The organism is Methylobacterium sp. JK268 (assembly GCF_054052225.1).
The window spans coordinates 74,685-87,825 of record NZ_JBSVZN010000002.1; the positions used below are offsets into that span (position 1 = coordinate 74,685).

Genomic DNA, 13,141 nt, shown 5'->3' on the forward strand with positions numbered 1-13,141 from the left:
CCTCTGCGGGGGAGGGTGGCGAACGGAGTGAGCCGGGAGAGGGGAACCACGCCGCAGGATCTGGCGCCCTACGATACGGTCCCGCTCTTTCCTGAAGCGTGGTTCCCCTCTCCCGGCCTGCTCCGCAGGCCACCCTCCCCCGCCGAGGGGGGAGGGTTCGTTCCCGTCAGAGCCGCACGGCCCCGCCCACGATCCGCGCGTGCAGATCCGCGTCGAGCGGCACGTAGGCCCCCGCTGCCGCATCGTCGAAGAAGAGCGGATCTCCGACCCGCTCCGGGTCGAAGCCTTCGTCCCCCAGCGCCTGCTTCTTCTGCTTGAACGTCTCGGTGATCTCGAAGCTGCCGCGCAGGCGCAGGAAGAGCGGGCGGGCATAGGCCGGCAGCTCGGCCGCGAGATGGGCCCGGAGCGTCGCGAGGTCGAAGCCCGGCCCCACCGCCAGAGCCGCCATGCCGGCCCGCCCCTCCGTCCCCGGCACCGCGACGCCGTAGACGACGGCTTCGCGCACGCCGGGCGCCCGCGCGAGCGCCGCGGCCACCTCGGTCGTCGCCACGTTCTCGCCCTTCCAGCGGAAGGTGTCGCCGACCCGGTCGACGAAGAAGTAGAAGCCTTGGCGGTCGATCCGCATCAGGTCGCCGGTGCGGAACCACGCGTCGCCGGGCTTGAACACGTCGCGGAGCACCTTCGCGTCGCTCGCCGCCTCGCTGGTATAGCCCTCGAAGCGCTGGCTGCCGACCTCCCGGCTGAGGCGCCCGATCAACTCGCCGGCCTCGCCCGGAGGGCAGCGCAGGCAGTGCCCGTCCGGGCCGCGGGCCGGTTCTCCCGTTTCGGGATCGTGCCGCACGATGGCGGCCGGCGAGGAATGCGCCAGGAAGGACGGGACGCGCCCGACCGCCCCGACCTTGCCCTCGACGTTGCACAGCGACAGGGTGCCCTCCGTTGCCGCGTAGAATTCGAGGATCCTGGGGATCGCGAACCGCGTCTGGAACGCCTCCCAGATCTCCGGCCGCAAGCCGTTGCCGGTCGCCATGCGCAGGCGGTGCGCCCGCTCCAGCGGGTGGGCGGGGGCGTTGAGGAGGTAGCGGCAGAGTTCGCCGATGTACTGGACGAGGGTGCAGCGTTCGGCGGCGACATCGTCCCAGAAGCGCCGCGCCGAGAAGCGCTCGCGCACCACGGCCGCTCCGCCGCCCACGATCACGCTGCCCGTCGCCACGACGCCGCCGACGCTGTGGTACATCGGCAGGCAATTGTAGAGCCGGTCCTCCGGCCCCGTCGCGAGCAGCCCGGCGAACCAGTGGCTCCAGGTCATGACCCGGTGGTGGCTGACCCGGGCGGCCTTCGGCAATCCGGTCGTGCCGGAGGTGTAGATGTAGAGGGCTGGATCCGCGAGGGTGACCCCGCGCTCTTCCGTCTCGGCGAAGGGGGCCGGGTCGTGGCCGTCGAGCGCCTCCGCAAGGTCGTCCGCCCAGACGAGGCGCGGGCGGGCCGCGAGGTGCGGCGCCGCGCCCTCGCAAGCCGGCCACAGGCTCCGTGCGACGATCAGGTGCGAAGGCGACGCCACCGCGATGCAGTGGGCGAGGCCCGCGCCCGTCAGGTTGGTGTTGAGGAGGGCGACGCGCACGCCGACCCGGCTCAGGCCCAGCCAGATCGCCATGTATTCGGGCGCGTTCGGCATCAGCAGGCCGACCGTGTCGCCCGGACGCAGATCCTGCGCCAGGGCCCAGCGGGCGATCCGGCGCGCGCGGGCGGCGAGGCCCGCATGGCTCAGGCTGCCCTGCTCGCCGATCAGCGCCGGGGTCTCGCCCTGGGCGAGGCCGAGGTCGTCGATCACCCGCGGCAGGGTGCGCCACGGCTGCGTTCCGATCCGGGACGTGCGCTCCAGCGCCCCGAGCCATCCGCCCTGCGGCGGTACGACGTCCGGCCGGGACGATGCCGCACCTGCGCTCGCCATGCGCCCACTCCCACGATCCGACGCTCTCGCCGGGAGGCTGGCGCCAAGACTTAAAGGAAGACTTGCCTCGACGGGCCAATCCACGGCGGATCCCGCATCGTCTCCGAAATTGACCGATTCCGGCAAGACATCCTTCATCATGGGCCCGACTTCCTGCCCCGGCGCCGCGCTTTCCGCGGCGGTGGGGAACGCATCGCAAGACTCGGGACGGCACTCTGCTGCCCGACACGGCCCCGATCGGGCGCGATCGTCCGAGAATGACACAGATCCGGCGGTTCGCGGCTTGCAGGACGGGGCGCAGGATTGCGCGAGGATTGATCATGCGGCCTGAGACGATCGCGATTCATGCCGGCTACGAGGATGACCCGACCACCAAGGCCGTGGCCGTCCCGATCTACCAGACCGCCGCCTACGCCTTCGACAGCGCCGAGCACGGGGCCGCCTTGTTCAACCTGGAGGCCCAGGGCTACCGGTACAGCCGCATCGCCAACCCGACCAACGCCGTGCTGGAGCGCCGGGTGGCGGAGCTGGAGGGCGGCTGCGCCGCCCTCAGCGTCGCCACCGGGCAGGCGGCCCTCCACTACGCCATCGCCACCCTCGCCGATTGCGGCGGCAACATCGTCTCGGTGCCGCAGCTCTACGGCACGACCCACACCCTCTTCGCGCACGTGCTGCCCCGGCAGGGCATCCACACCCGCTTCGCCGAGAGCGACGCCCCGGAGGCGGTCGCGCGCCTGATCGACGCCGACACGCGGGCGGTCTACTGCGAGAGCATCGGCAACCCGGCGGGCAACATCTGCGACATCGCGGCTCTCGCGGAGGTGGCGCATGCCCACGGCGTGCCGCTCGTCGTCGACAACACCGTCGCGACGCCGATCCTGATGCGCCCGATCGACCACGGCGCCGACGTGGTCATCGCCTCGCTCACCAAGTTCATGGGCGGGCACGGCACCACGCTCGGCGGCATCATCGTGGATGGCGGGCGCTTCGACTGGATGGCGCAGCCCGCGCGTTTCCCGATGTTCTGCACCCCCGACGTCTCCTACCACGGGCTCGTCTATGCCGAGCGGTTCGGCGCGAGCGCCTTCGCCGAGCGGGCGCGCAGCGTCTACCAGCGCACCACCGGCGCGGTGCTGGCGCCGATGAGCGCCTTCCTGCTCCTGCAGGGCATCGAGACGGTGGCCCTGCGGGTCGAGCGCCACGTGGAGAACGCCCGCAAGGTCGCGGACTTCCTCCGCGCCGATCCCCGGGTGGCCTGGGTGAACTACGCGGGCTTCCCCGACAGCCCGCATTATCCGATGGCGCAGAAATACCTCGGCGGGCGGGCCTCCTCGCTCCTCACCTTCGGGGTGCAGGGCGGCTACGCGGGGGGCGCCGCGTTCTACGACGCCCTGAAGCTCGTCAAGCGGCTCGTCAATATCGGGGACGCCAAGTCCCTGGCCTGCCATCCGGCCTCCACCACCCACCGGCAGATGTCGCCTCAGGAGCAGCGCCACGCCGGCGTGCTGCCGGAGACGATCCGGATCTCGGTCGGCATCGAGCACGCGGACGACATCCTGGCGGATCTCGACCAGGCGCTCGCGGCGGCGGGACGCCGCCTGCTCCAGGCGGCCGAGTGAGGGCGAGACGATGCTCCAGCCCGTCGCCGCCCCGCAGGCCCGTGCCGCCCCCGGGCGCCGCCCCGCCCGCGACCGCGTGACCGTCGGCCTCCTCAACAACATGCCGGACGCGGCGCTGGCCGCGACCGACCGGCAATTCGCGCGCCTCGTCGGCGGGCAGGCGCGGCTGCTGCGCTTCCACCTCCCGGAGATCGCGCGGGGCCCGCAGGCGCGGGACTTCCTCGCGCCGCTCTCGGCCCCGGCCGATGCCATGGAGGGGGCGGGCCTCGACGCGCTCATCGTCACCGGCTGCGAACCGAGGGCGGCCGACCTGCGCGACGAGCCCTACTGGCCGGCGCTCGCCCGCACCATCGACTGGGCGCGGCTGCACACGGTCTCGACCCTGTTCTCCTGCCTCGCGGCCCACGCGGCCGTGCTGCATCTCGACGGGATTCCGCGCCGCCGGATGGCGCGCAAGCGCGCCGGGGTCTTCGCCTGCCGCGCGGTCGCGGCCCATCCGCTGCTCGCCGGTCTGCCGGCCGACCTGCCGGTGCCGCATTCGCGCTGGAACGACCTCGCCGAGGCCGACCTCGCGGCGGCGGGCTACGCGGTCCTCACCCGCTCCGAGGAGGCGGGGGTCGACCTCTTCGTGAAACCCGGGCCGAGCCTCCTCGTCTTCCTGCAGGGCCACCCGGAATACGATCCGGACAGCCTCGCCCGGGAATATCGCCGCGATCTCGCCCGCTTCCGCAGCGGCGAGCGGGACGAGCCTCCGGACCTGCCGGCCCACTACTTCGGCTCCGCCACGGCCTCGGCGCTGGACGCCTACGCGCGGTCTGCCCTCGCCGGCGAGCCTCCGGCCGTCGCGGCGCCCGCGGACCCGTCCTGGCCGCCGGTCGCGGCCGGGCTGTTCCGGAACTGGCTCGCGCTCGTGGCGACGCGGGCGAGCGTCGCGGCCGGCGCCGTGGACCGGCCGTGACCGCCCGGGCGTCCCTCGCGGCGCGGGCGTCGCGGCTGCTGCGCGGCTCGGCGGCCCTGGCGGCGATCCGGCTCGGCGGGGCCGGGTTCGGCTTCCTGGCCCAGGCCTTCCTGGCGCGTTGCGTGGGCGCCCACGACCTCGGCCTGTACTACGCGGCGACCAGCCTCGCGATCGTGGCGGCCCTGCTGGCGACCCAGGGCTATACCCAGATCGCCTCGCGCTTCGCGGCGCGCTACCGCGCTCCCTCCCGCCGCGCGCTCTACGCGGCCTTCGTCACCCGCGCGACCCGGGACAGCCTCGGGACGGCGCTCGCCTTCGCGGTGATCATCGCGGCGCTCAGCCTGCTCGTCCCCGGCCTCGACGCCACGACGCGGCTCTGCGGCCTCTCCGCGGCCCTGCTCGTGCTCGCCAATACCAGCCTCACGCTGTTCACGAATCTCGCCGGCGCCATGCGGCTGTTCGGGCTCTGCTACGTGCCCGAGGGCATCGTGCGGCCACTCGTCTTCCTGGTGCTGGTGGTCGGGCTGCACCTCGCCCGGCCCGACGCCTCGGGCGCGGCCGTGACGGGCCTGTTCACCGGCCTGACGGTGCTGATCGCGGCCGTGCAGGTCCGCCTCCTCGCGCCGCACCTACCGGAGCGGCGCCCGCCGGGCGGGGCCGAGCGCCGCCTCGTGCGGCGCTGGCGGGGCGAGGCGCGCTCCCTCGTCCTCCTGTCGATCTACATCAATATCTTCGCGGATGTCGGCATCCTCTGCGTGACGCCCTTCCTGGCCAAGAGCGAGGTGGCGGTGTTCGGCCTCTGCCTGAAGCTCGCGCTCCTCGTCGGCTACGTGGTGCAGGTGACCCAGCAGGTGGCCGTGCCCGATCTCGCCGATGCGCGCCGCGCGGGCGACCATCCGGCCATGCGCCGGCTCGTGCGCCGATCCATCTTGCTCCCGGCCGCCGCGACCCTGGCGGCGCTGCTCCTCGTCCTCGTCGCGGGCGAACCGCTCCTCGCCCTGTTCGGGCCCGAGTTCCGCCAGGGCGCCCCGGCCCTGGCGATCCTGGTCGGCAGCCAGGTGCTGCGCGCGGCCGCGGGGCCGAGCGCCCATCTCCTCACCCTCACCGGCGCGCAGGGCCTCAACGCGCGGCTCTGCGTGCTCGCCCTGGCGGTGCTCGTCGGCGCCAACCTCGTGCTCACGCCGGCCTTCGGCGTCACGGGCGCCGCCTGCGCGGTGCTGGCGAGCTACGCCGCCTGGATCCTCGCCACCGCCCTCACGCTGAACCGGCTCGGGGAGATCCGCACCGACGCCCTCTCCCTGGTGCCGCGGGCGGCCTGAGCGCTTGCCAGCCGTCTCGTCCTGCCGCAGGCAGGGGTCGAGCCGCCGGACGGGCGGCACGGGGAGGGACGGTGATGAAGGCACTCCTGTGCAAGACGCTCGGCGGCCCGGAGACCCTCGTGATCGAGGACCTGCCCGATCCGGTGCCCGGACCCGGCGAGGTGCTGGTCCGGGTGACCGCGGCGGCACTGAACTTCTTCGACACGCTGATCATCGCCGGCAAGTACCAGGTGAAGCCGGACCTGCCCTTCTCCCCCGGCGCCGAGGCCGCCGGGATCGTCGAGGCGCTCGGGCCGGATGTCGCGGATCTGGCACCGGGAGACCGGGTCATCGCCCATCTCGGCTACGGGGCCTGCCGCGAGCGGATCGTGGCGCGCCGCGAGGCGCTGAGCCGCATCCCCGAGGGGGTCAGCGACGAGCAGGCGGCGGGCCTCACGGTCACCTACGGGACCTCTCTCCACGCCCTGCAGGACCGGGCGGCGCTGAAGGCCGGCGAGACGCTGGTGGTGCTCGGCGCCTCGGGCGGCGTCGGCCTCGCGGCGGTGGAGCTGGGCCACGCCATGGGCGCGCGCGTGATCGCCTGCGCCTCCTCCGCGGACAAGCTGGAGGCGGCCCGCGCGCACGGGGCCGACCTGCTTCTCGACTATTCCCGGGAGAACCTGCGCGAGGGGCTGCGGCGGCTCGGCGGCGACGCCGGCATCGACGTCGTCTACGACCCGGTGGGCGGCGACTTCTCCGAGCCGGCCCTGCGCTCCCTCAACTGGAAGGGCCGGTTCCTGGTGGTGGGCTTCGCCGCCGGGCCGATCCCGAAGATCCCGCTCAACCTCGTTCTCCTCAAGGGCATCGACGTCCAGGGCGTGTTCTGGGGCGGCTTCCTGAAGAACGAGCCCGAGGGCCACGCCCGCAACCAGGCCCGCCTGCTCGCCATGGTGGCCGAGGGCCGCCTCACCGCGAAGGTCCACGGCGTCTACCCGCTGGAGCGGGCCGCCGAGGCGCTGGGCGTGCTGTCGCGGCGCGAGGCGGTCGGGAAGGTGCTGCTGCGGCCCGTGTGATCCCTGCTCTCTCTGCGGACCGGCTGCTCGGAGGAATCCGAGCGCTCGCAGAAAGCAGCTTCACCAAGCAGAACGAGCGAATTCCGATCCTCGAGAGAAACCAGCTCGCGGGCCGGCCAGATGGTTCGGAAGTCACATTCGACTTCCCCCTTTTCCGGGCGCATGCAGCGCCAGCGGAATGCGACCCGGAAACCAGCGCAAGACTCCGCGAAGCGTCTGCTTGTCGGCAACGGTGCTGGCATTCAGAGCCGCTTCGCGGCGATTCCTGTACTGGATTCCGGATCTCCTTCCGCTGGCGCTGCAGTCGTCCGGAAAAGGGGAGTGCCCGTGATGAAGCAGGTGCTTCCTGGTTTCATCCGCCAGGGTCCGCCGCGCCGGCGAAAACTCTTCAGTATCCGAGCATGGCACGGGATCCCGTCTCCCACGCGGGCTTGCGGATTCACACTGCGAGTCGTGCGCATGCCCTCTCCCCGCGTGCGGGGAGAGGGTCGAGCCCCCCTTGTCGGGGGCGAGACGAGGCGGCAGCCGAAGGTGAGGGGGCGGCGCAGGATGAGGCTCTTCCGGAACCGCCCCCTCACCCTCGCCCTTCGGGCTTGCTCTGCCGACAACAAGGTCGGCAGAGCCCTCTCCCCGCACGCGGGGAGAGGAGAGACCCGCGCCTCATCCGGCAGAGTGTGAATGAATAAGCCCACGCGGGCGAGGGGAGAAGCGCCTCGCATCGGCCCCTCATCGCCGTGCCGGCCAGGGGGACGGCCCGCGCAGCCGCGCCACGCCCGGCAACCCGCCCCCCTCGCGGCGAGCGGCCGCGGCCGTGCGGTCTTTTCAGGAATTTCTGAAAAGACCATAACACGCCCAGGCGCCGACTCCGAACGGAGGTTCGTCATGCTGTCGTCCCTGGACGCGCTGCTCCTGGCCCGGATCCAGTTCGGGTTCACGGTGGCGTTCCACATCATCTTCCCGGCCTTCTCGATCGGGCTCGCCAGCTACCTCGCGGTGCTCGAAGGGCTCTGGCTCGCCACCGGGCGCGCGGTCTTCCTCGACCTCTTCAAGTACTGGGTGAAGATCTTCGCCGTGGCCTTCGCCATGGGCGTCGTCTCGGGGCTGGTGATGTCGTACCAGTTCGGCACGAACTGGTCGGTCTTCTCCGACAAGGCCGGACCCGTGCTGGGGCCGATGATGGCCTACGAGGTGCTCTCGGCCTTCTTCCTGGAAGCGGGCTTCCTCGGGGTGATGCTGTTCGGCATGAGCAAGGTCGGGCCGCGCCTCCACTTCCTCGCTACCCTCGCCGTGGCGGTCGGGACCTTCTTCTCAGCCTTCTGGATCCTGTCGGTGAATTCCTGGATGCAGACGCCGCAGGGCTACGCGACCAACGCGGCCGGGCAGTTCGTGCCGCAGGATTGGTGGGCGATCGTCTTCAATCCCTCCTTCCCGTACCGCCTCGTCCACATGGTGCTCGCCGCCTACCTGACGACCGCGCTCGTGGTCGGTGCGGTCGGGGCCTGGCACCTGCTGCGCGATCGGCTGGCCGCGGTCTCCGGCCCCAACGAGGGCGCCCGCACCATGTTCTCGATGGCGATGTGGATGGCCGCGCTGGTGGCGCCGGTCCAGATCGCGGCCGGCGACGCCCATGGCCTCAACACCCTGGAGCACCAGCCCGCCAAGGTCATGGCCATGGAGGGCCATTTCGAGAGCCATCCGGCCGGCGCGCCGCTGATCCTGTTCGGGCTGCCGAACCAGGAGGCGGGCCGGGTCGACTACGCGCTCGAGATCCCGAAGCTGTCCTCGCTGATCCTCAAGCACGATCCGGACGCACCCCTGAAGGGGCTCGACACGGTGCCGCGGGAGAACTGGCCGCCGGTGCCAGTGGTGTTCTGGTCCTTCCGGGTGATGGTCGGGCTCGGCTTCCTGATCCTGGCGCTGGGGCTCCTCAGCCTGTTCGCGCGGCTGCGCGGCCGGCTCTACGAGTGGCCGCTCCTGCACCGCTTCGCCCTCGCGATGGGACCGGCGGGCTTCGTCGCCGTGGTGGCGGGCTGGATCACCACCGAGGTCGGCCGCCAGCCCTTCACGGTCTACGGCCTGCTGCGCACCGCGCAATCGGCTTCGCCGCTCTCGGCCCCGGCCGTGGCCGGCTCGCTCGTGGCCTTCGTGCTCATCTACTTCGCGGTGTTCTCCATGGGCGTGCTCTACATCCTGCGCCTGATGAGCAAGCCGCCCCATCACGGCGAGCCCGGGATCGAGCCGGGCGTTCCGATCCGCACCGCCGGCATCACGCCGGCCCCCGCGGTCCATCCCGACCGCACCCTGCAGCCGGCCGAATGAGGAGGGGGGCGTGGCAGAGAGCATCGATCTCACCGTCGTCTGGGCCTTCGTGATCGCCTTCGCGGTGTTCGCCTACATCGTCATGGACGGGTTCGACCTCGGCATCGGCATCCTGTTCCCGGCCTTCCGCCCGGGCGAGGAGCGCGACACCGCGATGAACTCCGTCGCCCCGGTCTGGGACGGGAACGAGACCTGGCTGGTCCTCGGGGGAGGGGGATTGTTCGCGGCCTTCCCGCTCGCCTACGCGATCCTGCTGCCGGCCCTCTACGCCCCGATCATCGCGATGCTGCTCGGGCTGATCTTCCGGGGCGTGGCCTTCGAGTTCCGCTGGCGCGACCCGGGCCACCGCGCCTTCTGGGACCTCGCCTTCACGGCCGGGTCGACCGTCGCGGCCCTCGCCCAGGGCATCGCCCTCGGCGCCATGCTCCAGGGCATCGCGGTCGAAGGGCGGGCCTATGCGGGGGGCTGGTGGGACTGGCTGTCGCCCTTCAGCCTCCTCGTCGGCCTCGGCCTCGCCTGCGGCTACGCGCTGCTGGGTGCCACCTGGCTGGTGATGCGCACCGAGGGGGCGCTGCAGGATCGCGCGCGCCGCCTCTCCGTGGGGCTCGGCGTCGCCACGATCCTGGCGATCTTCCTCGTCAGCGCCGCCACGCCCCTCCTGGAGGGCCGCTACTGGCAGCGCTGGTTCGCGATGCCGAACGTGCTCGTCACCGCGCAGGTGCCGCTCCTCGTCCTGATCGCGAGTCTCGTCTACTTCCGCGCCCTGCACCGGGGCGCGGAGCGGGCGCCGTTCCTGATCGCACTCGGCCTCTTCCTGCTGTCCTTCATCGGCCTCGGGATCAGCATCTTCCCCTACGTTGTGCCCGGCCGCGTCACGATCTGGGATGCCGCCGCGCCGGCGTCGAGCCAGATCTTCATGCTGGTCGGGGCCTCGGTCCTGATCCCGATCATCCTGGCCTACACCGCCTATTCCTACTGGGTGTTCCGCGGGAAGGTCGATTCGGCGGGCTACCATTGATGGCCCCGCTCTGGCGCCGGCTGCTCTGGTTCGCCGCGCTCTACGGAGCGAGCGTCGTCGGGCTCGGCTTCGTGGCCCTCGTCCTGCGCACCTGGCTCAAGGCCGTCTGAGGCGAAGCCCGTTCCATGCAATTGCCGCCCCTGGTCCAGACCTTCGTGCTCCATTTCGGCGAGATGGGCTCGCGCTGGGGCATCAACCGCACGGTCGGCCAGATCTACGCCCTGCTCTTCGTCGCGGAGCGCGCCCTCAACGCCGACGAGATCGTCGAGCGGCTCGGGCTGTCGCGCTCCAACGTCAGCATGGGCCTCAAGGAACTGCAGGCCTGGAGCCTCGTGCGCCTGCAGCACGTGCCCGGCGACCGCCGCGACTACTTCTCGACGCCCGAGGATCTCTGGCAGATCGTCCGCACGCTGGTCGAGGAGCGCAAGAAGCGCGAGGTCGACCCGACGCTCACGATGCTGCGCGAGATCCTGATGCAGGAGCCCCGCTCGGAGGAGGAGCGGCACGCCCAGGCGCGCCTCGCCGAGATGCACGACCTCTTCGAATTGTTCGCCGACTGGTACGCCGATGTGCGGCGCCTGGAGACGGACCGTCTGGTCCAGCTCCTGCGCCTGGGCGCCCGGGTCCAGAAGGTGCTCGCGGCGACGGACCGGATGCTCGGCGCCGCGGGCCGGCGGCGTCCCCCGAAATCCCCCGATTGATGAGGTGCGGCATGCTGCACCTGCGAAACCGGTGCGGGACGGCCGCGGTTGTGGCAGAAGGGGCGCCGGGTTCAACGCTCGGACGCTAACGGGCATGCCTTCCATCGATCACGCCATTCCGGACCAGACGGACCTCGCCGCGGGCGAGGCCGCGCTGAACGCGGCGCTCAGCCGCCTGCCGCAGGCGGAGCGGGACGCCTACTGGGCCTCGGTCCGCCGCTGCTACAACGCGCCCTACAACGATGCCCCGGGCAAGGGCGCTCAGCCGCTCCTCGTGCCCGCCCGGCCCACGGAGGTGCGGGCCGGCTAGCCCGCCGCCCCCGGGGCTGCGACGGCCGCGATCCCCTCCCGCCCGTCGGGAGGGGATTTTTCGTCGGCACCTCTCTCCGGGCTGGTCCCAAGGTCAAGCCGCGGTCAAGGTTGCCGAAACGCCTGCGGCGAAACATGCCGTTAACCATTTTTTAAGCTTTCCGAGCGATAACCGGAGCCGTCCAGCTTTCTGGATGTCGAGTGGTCTCTGTCCACTCTGTTTGATGCCTCCCTGTACGACTCATCAGCCGCCCCTCGGGGCGGCTTTCTTTTTGCGCGTCCGGGCACCCCCCGGGCACGGGAGCAAGCCGCCCCGCCGCGCGTTGTCGTTAGGGTTAATGCATCGTTACCCGGGCGCGGCCGCGCCGACGGCGCTAGAGTTGCGACGTCGGGACCGAAGCAGGGGACGCTGTTCCGAAGCGGGACGGTCGTTCCAGTCCGAGGACGGAGAAGGGGCCATGGTCGAGATGGACGTGATGTTTCGGGATGCGCGCGACACCGTGAATTTCGGCGAGACCTTCGTGGCCTCCGAGGCGTTCCGCAGCCTGTTCCGCGAGGGCATGACGCTCGTGGAGGAGACGGCGGCCTATCTCGACGGTCCGGGCCGCGACGAATCGCGCCTCCTGTCCCGTCACGCGGCGCTCACCTACGCGAGCGAGAGCATGCGCCTGACGACGCGGCTGATGCAGATCGCGTCCTGGCTGCTGGTCCAGCGCGCCGTCTCGGAAGGGGAACTCACCCTCAGCGAGGCGCAGCAGGAGAAGACCCGGGTGCGGCTGAGTGCGGGCGAGACGTCCCCCGAGATGTCGCCCGCGGCGGTGGCGGAGCTGCCGCTCTCCCTGCAGGCGCTGATCGACCACGCGAAGCGCCTGCACGCCCGCATCCGCCACCTCGACAGCCTGATCTCCGACGACCGCCCCACGCCGGCCCCCCGCGAGAGCCCGGTCTTCGCCCAGCAGGACATGCTCCGCGCGGCTTTCCGGGCGGCGCACTGAAGCCGGCACAGCGGCCTTCGCCCCGATGCGGGCTACCGTGTGCACACCGCGATCGAACAGCTGTTATAAGGCAATCGCTTATTCGAGCGCATGACGCGGTGAGTGCGGCGTGGGGAACCCCTCCCCCGGACCGGCTTACTCATTCACCTTTCGCCGGATCAGGCGCGGGTCTCTCCTCTCCCCGCGTGCGGGGAGAGGGCTGCGGACCCCTCGTCGGGTCCGCAGCGAGCCCGCAGGGCGAGGGTGAGGTTCCGGAGGAGCTTCATCCTGCGCCGCCCCCTCACCATCGGCTGCCGCCTCGTCTCGCCCCCTGCAAGGGGGGCTCGACCCTCTCCCCGCACGCGGGGAGAGGCCATGCGCACGACCCGTCATGTGAACCCGCAAACCAGCACGGGAGAGGGAATCCCGCGATACACCTTGCGATCACCTGTAATCGACTGCAGTAGAACGCTTTTATGGCTCTACGTAAGATGTGTGCACACGGTTGCCCATTCGGGGAAGGGGCGCATCGCACTCCGTAACGCAAGAACCCCGGCCTCGCGACCGGGGTTCTTGCGTTGCGGGATGTCGCGTTCGGAGAGGGCGCCGCGCCGGCGCCCGCAGCCCTTACTTCTTGCCGAAGCTGAGGTTGCCGAAGCGCGAGTTGAAGCGCGAGACGCGGCCGCCGCGGTCCATCAGCTTCTGCTCGCCGCCGGTCCAGGCCGGGTGGGTCGTGGGGTCGATGTCGAGGTTGAGGGTGTCGCCCTCCTTCCCCCAGGTCGACCGGGTCGTGTACTCCGTCCCGTCGGTCATCACCACCTTGATGAAGTGGTAGTCGGGATGCTCGGTGCCCTTCTTGGCAGCGGTCTTCGCCATGACGTAATCCTCGATGCGGCCCGCCCCCAAACGCTCCGCTGTGGGCCG

General features: G+C 71.4%; 12 protein-coding genes. 10 read left to right on the forward strand and 2 right to left on the reverse strand.

Annotated features, from left to right (window positions below; all coding sequences use genetic code 11):
* Positions 1 to 166: 166 nt before the first annotated feature.
* On the reverse strand, positions 167 to 1,948 hold the full coding sequence (locus ACW9J6_RS02270) for a long-chain-acyl-CoA synthetase (RefSeq protein WP_457114805.1): 1,782 nt from the start codon (positions 1,946 to 1,948) through the stop codon (positions 167 to 169).
* Positions 1,949 to 2,268: 320 nt separating this feature from the next.
* On the opposite strand from ACW9J6_RS02270, the gene ACW9J6_RS02275 reads away from it, so the two are divergent.
* From ACW9J6_RS02275 to rcdA, 10 genes are all read left to right on the forward strand, one after another.
* Positions 2,269 to 3,567 carry an O-acetylhomoserine aminocarboxypropyltransferase/cysteine synthase family protein gene (locus tag ACW9J6_RS02275; RefSeq protein ID WP_457114806.1) on the forward strand — a complete coding sequence of 433 codons (1,299 nt, stop codon included), beginning with the start codon at positions 2,269 to 2,271 and terminating at the stop codon, positions 3,565 to 3,567.
* 10 nt (positions 3,568 to 3,577) lie between these two features.
* Positions 3,578 to 4,525, forward strand: a complete 948-nt coding sequence (gene metA / locus ACW9J6_RS02280) for a homoserine O-succinyltransferase MetA (RefSeq protein ID WP_457114807.1) — start codon at positions 3,578 to 3,580, stop codon at positions 4,523 to 4,525.
* The gene (locus ACW9J6_RS02285) at positions 4,522 to 5,844 is read left to right on the forward strand and encodes a lipopolysaccharide biosynthesis protein (protein ID WP_457114808.1); all 1,323 of its coding nucleotides are present in this window, start codon (positions 4,522 to 4,524) and stop codon (positions 5,842 to 5,844) included. Before metA ends, ACW9J6_RS02285 begins: the two co-directional genes overlap by 4 nt.
* 74 nt (positions 5,845 to 5,918) lie before the next feature.
* The gene (locus ACW9J6_RS02290; RefSeq protein WP_457114809.1) at positions 5,919 to 6,896 is read left to right on the forward strand and encodes an NADPH:quinone oxidoreductase family protein; all 978 of its coding nucleotides are present in this window, start codon (positions 5,919 to 5,921) and stop codon (positions 6,894 to 6,896) included.
* Between the two features lie 882 nt (positions 6,897 to 7,778).
* The gene (locus ACW9J6_RS02295; protein ID WP_457114810.1) at positions 7,779 to 9,215 is read left to right on the forward strand and encodes a cytochrome ubiquinol oxidase subunit I; all 1,437 of its coding nucleotides are present in this window, start codon (positions 7,779 to 7,781) and stop codon (positions 9,213 to 9,215) included.
* A gap of 10 nt (positions 9,216 to 9,225) precedes the next feature.
* Positions 9,226 to 10,233: a cytochrome d ubiquinol oxidase subunit II gene (gene cydB / locus ACW9J6_RS02300; RefSeq protein ID WP_457114811.1), complete on the forward strand. Its 1,008-nt coding sequence runs from the start codon at positions 9,226 to 9,228 to the stop codon at positions 10,231 to 10,233.
* Positions 10,233 to 10,343 (forward strand): DUF2474 family protein, encoded by a 111-nt coding sequence (locus ACW9J6_RS02305; RefSeq protein ID WP_457114812.1) that lies wholly within the window; start codon positions 10,233 to 10,235, stop codon positions 10,341 to 10,343. The genes cydB and ACW9J6_RS02305 overlap by 1 nt, the downstream gene beginning before the upstream one ends.
* A 15-nt stretch (positions 10,344 to 10,358) precedes the next feature.
* Positions 10,359 to 10,934 carry a GbsR/MarR family transcriptional regulator gene (locus ACW9J6_RS02310; protein ID WP_457114813.1) on the forward strand — a complete coding sequence of 192 codons (576 nt, stop codon included), beginning with the start codon at positions 10,359 to 10,361 and terminating at the stop codon, positions 10,932 to 10,934.
* 94 nt (positions 10,935 to 11,028) lie between these two features.
* Positions 11,029 to 11,244, forward strand: coding sequence for a hypothetical protein (locus tag ACW9J6_RS02315; protein ID WP_457114814.1), 216 nt, complete (start codon positions 11,029 to 11,031; stop codon positions 11,242 to 11,244).
* Positions 11,245 to 11,701: 457 nt separating this feature from the next.
* Complete coding sequence (gene rcdA / locus ACW9J6_RS02320) at positions 11,702 to 12,238, forward strand: protease adaptor protein RcdA (protein WP_457114815.1); 537 nt, start codon at positions 11,702 to 11,704, stop codon at positions 12,236 to 12,238.
* A gap of 606 nt (positions 12,239 to 12,844) precedes the next feature.
* Here rcdA and rpmE read toward each other — a convergent pair.
* Positions 12,845 to 13,093: a 50S ribosomal protein L31 gene (rpmE, locus tag ACW9J6_RS02325; RefSeq protein WP_457114816.1), complete on the reverse strand. Its 249-nt coding sequence runs from the start codon at positions 13,091 to 13,093 to the stop codon at positions 12,845 to 12,847.
* Between the last annotated feature and the right edge of the window lie 48 nt (positions 13,094 to 13,141).